Origin of the sequence: Microcystis sp. LE18-22.4A (assembly GCF_027531105.1) — a bacterium.
Lineage (GTDB): Bacteria > Cyanobacteriota > Cyanobacteriia > Cyanobacteriales > Microcystaceae > Microcystis > Microcystis aeruginosa.
Map to the genome: position 1 here is coordinate 1 of NZ_JAPZRB010000002.1, position 4,049 is coordinate 4,049.

The window sequence follows — 4,049 nt, forward strand, 5'->3', positions numbered from 1 at the left end:
CTCACCGGTGAGGGAATTGGCCAGACTATTGCCCACAATGGTGTCGTTGAGGCTACCACCAATGACATTTTCAAAGGCAGTGGCACTAGCTAGGGTGAGAGTGAGATTTCCGGCGGTGACGGTTTGGGCGGCGGTACTGCCAAGATTGAGGTTGATGGTTTTAGTTGTGGTCGCCGCAAAGTTGAGGGTATCGATTCCAGAGGCATCAATGAGGCGATCGCTACCCAAGACCAGATCCGTGTCGAAGAGGTAAGTGTCGTTATCAGCCCCACCATCGAGGGTGTCGTTGCCAAGGCCGCCAAACAGCGTGTCGTTGCCATCACCACCATCCATCAAGTCAACACCAACACCGCCATCGAGGACATTGTTGCCACTGTTGCCCGTGAGGACGTTGTTTTTGTCATTGCCAGTCGCATTGATATCGGCACTTCCCGTCAGGGTCAGATTCTCAATCCCATATCCTTGGTTATCAGGTGTCCCCGGCGCTAGGGAATAGGTGACTGAGGCAAATACCGTATCGGCCGTCCCCCCTAGCTCATCATCGAGGACCTCCTTAACGATGTCATCACTGTTGTCCACGAAGTAGGTGTCGTTGCCAACACCACCATCCATCGAGTCAACACCATCACCACCATCGAGGGTGTCGTTGCCATCACCACCATCGAGGGTGTCATCACCTCCCACTCCCGCCAGGGCATCGGCAAAGCTTGTCCCGACCAAGTTGTTATTGGCTGCGTCACCATCATTGTCAACAATGGTGGCCGTGACCGTGTCAGGTCCACTGATAGTGTAGCCGGCGGGGGCGGTAATTGTGGTGATGATGGTTTCACCCGGATCACTCAAGAGGTCATCTATGGTGGGCAGAGTGATGGTAGCTGTGGGGGAAAATGCCGCGAAGGTGACGCTGTTAGGAGTAGTGCCTGTATAGTCGAGACCTGGAGTAGCAGTACCCGTCAGGGTGTAGTTAACCGTTAAGGCACTGGAGAGGTCGCCGGTGCGGGTGAGGGTAAAGACATTGCTCGCTGAACCGGCTTCGTTACCATCGGTGGTTTTGGCGATCGAGATTGATTTCGTCGCTGCTGCCGTGCCAATGAGCAGTGACCAACCACCAGCAATAGTTCCCACGTCTCCTCCCGCGTCATCCACAACGTAGAGGCTCCAGGTTCCATTGGGGTTGGTGTTGTTAAACACCGAGAAGTCTGTACCGTAGGGGCCACCGGGAGTGGGCGAGTTAAAGATATCACCGGTTTCAAAGTCTGTGGCCTTATAACTGCCACTGGTAATTAGCCCTTCATCAGGCAAGAAGGAGGTTGCCGTCGGCTCAAAGGTGAGAGTGACATTACTGACATCATCTGAGCCACCCACATCGGACATTAATAAGGCTTTGGCTCCCGTCGGACCGACCAGTAATACATCAATATCATCAGGCCAAGTATGGCTCAGGTTTGTCAGCGTCACTTTCAGGCTATTAATATTACCGCTTAAGCCTGAAACATTGATCGTCGAAGGATAGGGGCTACTCGTACCACTATCAGGAATGGTAATCGGGTTAGGGTTACTAAAAATCGGTAGGGTTTCTTCGGAAACAATCGTTCCTGTGGCTGTTCCGGGTGAACCGCCAATATAACCGGTTCCGCTATTAACCGTGAGAGCCACTGTTTCGTTGGCGATTTCGGCAATAGTGTCAGCAATCGGATCAACCTCGACCGTTGCCGTTGTCGCACCGGGGGCAAAAGTGACGGTTCCCAATTTTGTCGTCGGGTCGAAGGTGACACCACTACCTGTTAATACGTTGTAATCGGCTGGGTCGCTTCCCACTGGGGCGGCGTTGGCTATACCACTCGCCCCGAAGTTAACGGTCAGGGGAGAACTCAGGTTTAAGTTAGTGCGAGTAAAGGTATAAACCAAGTTAGTCGTACCGTCTTCCTGCACACTGGTGGGACTGACGCTGACGCTGACAGAAGGTAAGTTAGCCGCCGCCAAAGCATTAAAAACATTGAGCCGCTTACCAGAAACCGTTTTACCAGCTAGAGCGGCAATAGAATCCCCCGTGTTCATTAAGGTGTTTTTCACCTGTTGGGCTGTCCAGGTAGGATTTTGTGACCACAATAAAGCCGCCGCCCCTGCCACATGGGAACTGGCCATGGATGTCCCTGAAAGGGTCGCGTATCCACCACCAGGAGCTAGACTGTAAATGTCTGAACCAGGTGCACCTAAATCTACGCTGGTTAAGCCATAGTTTGAACCCGACCCAGCACCAGTGTTATCAAATGTCACCAGTTGATCATTGCGATTGGTAGCGGCAACTGAAATAATGTTGGCAAGGTTGTAACTGGAGGGATAATGCGGGGAAACATCAATATTCAAGCTATCATTACCAGCCGCCGCAATAAATAAAGCCCCCGCCTGACCCGCCGCGTTAATCGCATTATAGAGCGCCTGACTATAACCGTCGCCAACCCAGGAATTATTGGTGAGCTTAACTCCTTTGTCCGTCGCATAGTTAATTGCCAAAATAGCATTGGAAGTAGAGCCTGATCCTTGATCATTCAAAAACTTCAGCGGCATGATTTTGGCATTCCAGGCCACCCCCGTCACGCCTACCCCATTATTTCCTTTGCCAGCAATAGTTCCAGCAACATGGGTTCCGTGACCATCAACATCACTGGGGTCATTGTCGTTATAGGCAAAGTCCCAACCGCGAATGTCATCAATGTAGCCATTGCCATCGTTGTCAATGCCGTCGTTGGCAATCTCCCCTGGGTTTGTCCAGATATTACCAGCCAAATCGGGATGGTTGTAGTCAACCCCCGTATCAACAACCCCAATCACTAAATTAGGATCGCCGGTTTGAATATCCCAAGCTTCAGGGGCATCAATATCCGCATCGGCAGTACCACCACTTTGTCCGGTGTTATGCAATCCCCAAAGTTGATTAAAACTGGGGTCATTGGGGAATGTCGCCTGGGGACTAATTGTGCCTTGTGTCAGAATATAGTCGGGTTGAATGTATTCAAAAATCGGATTGGAGCCATATTCTGCCAGAATCTTATCCACAGAGAGCGACCCCGATAACTTCCAAACCTGCGCCCCCGTCAGTTTAATCGTCTGGGTGCTAACAGCACCAAAGAGGGAGTGAAACTGAGCAACTTGGGCGGTGGCGATCCCTTGATTAAACTTGACAATGAGTTGATTGGGAGCATGGGGGGCAAGAGTGCTAGTTGCTGCAGGTTTTAGCTCTGAGGTGACGGAGGCAGCGGTGGGTAGAGAAGTAAGACCCAAGGCTGGACTGGTGGAATAACGGGAAGAGTTAATACTAAGAGAAGCGGGAAACAATGGGGAACTCTTAGCAGCAGGGGAGACTGAAACACTTGGGGGAACCGTAGGAGCCTCAGAGGATACTGTAGATGGGGAGGGGTTAGAGTTCAAGACTCCTAAGGGGGGGGGAGGGGTTTCGATGGATACACTTAGATCGCCGGAACCTCTTAAACCATCCGTGATTGGGAAGGAGTGCTCAAAACTCAAAGAATCTTCTAGAGATGGCATATATGTACTAACTGAATCCTAACTTACCTAAAATGTCGGATGAATGCCCCCGCTAAATTTTTCGACAAGACATCAACCTTTGCGGGGGATGAAATCCGACCAGGATATTGACTGCGAAGCAGGATTTTAAGTCTACCATTTGTAGGTAAACTGTGGGTGGTGATTCGGTAGTAGTGATGGCGGCTTAATCCTTTGCTTTGCTGTGCATTGTAGTCATGGATGGTAATGATTCGGTAGTAGTGGCGTAGCTCTCTTGCTTACCTGGTATGAATTGTGTCAAATATTTATTAATAAAAATAATTGGAACCCGCTCAGTCTTTAAACCTCTAGTTTGATCATGACTTTTCTAATAAATATCTGGGGAGCATCTCACTTATGCAATGAGTATTAATGCTTATAGCCGTCAACAACTAGAAAATCTTCAACTTGATCACAAAGAGAAATGAGATTATAATAGTTATAGCTTACAATTCAGAATATGGCTCGATGGGAGGAATAATTCA

Annotated in this window: 1 protein-coding gene; it reads right to left on the reverse strand. The window is 49.8% G+C overall.

The features are described from left to right. On the reverse strand, window positions 1–3,546 hold a 3,546-nt coding region (locus O9295_RS00025; RefSeq protein ID WP_502846481.1), incomplete at its 3' end, for a S8 family serine peptidase. Window positions 3,547–4,049 lie beyond the last annotated feature (503 nt).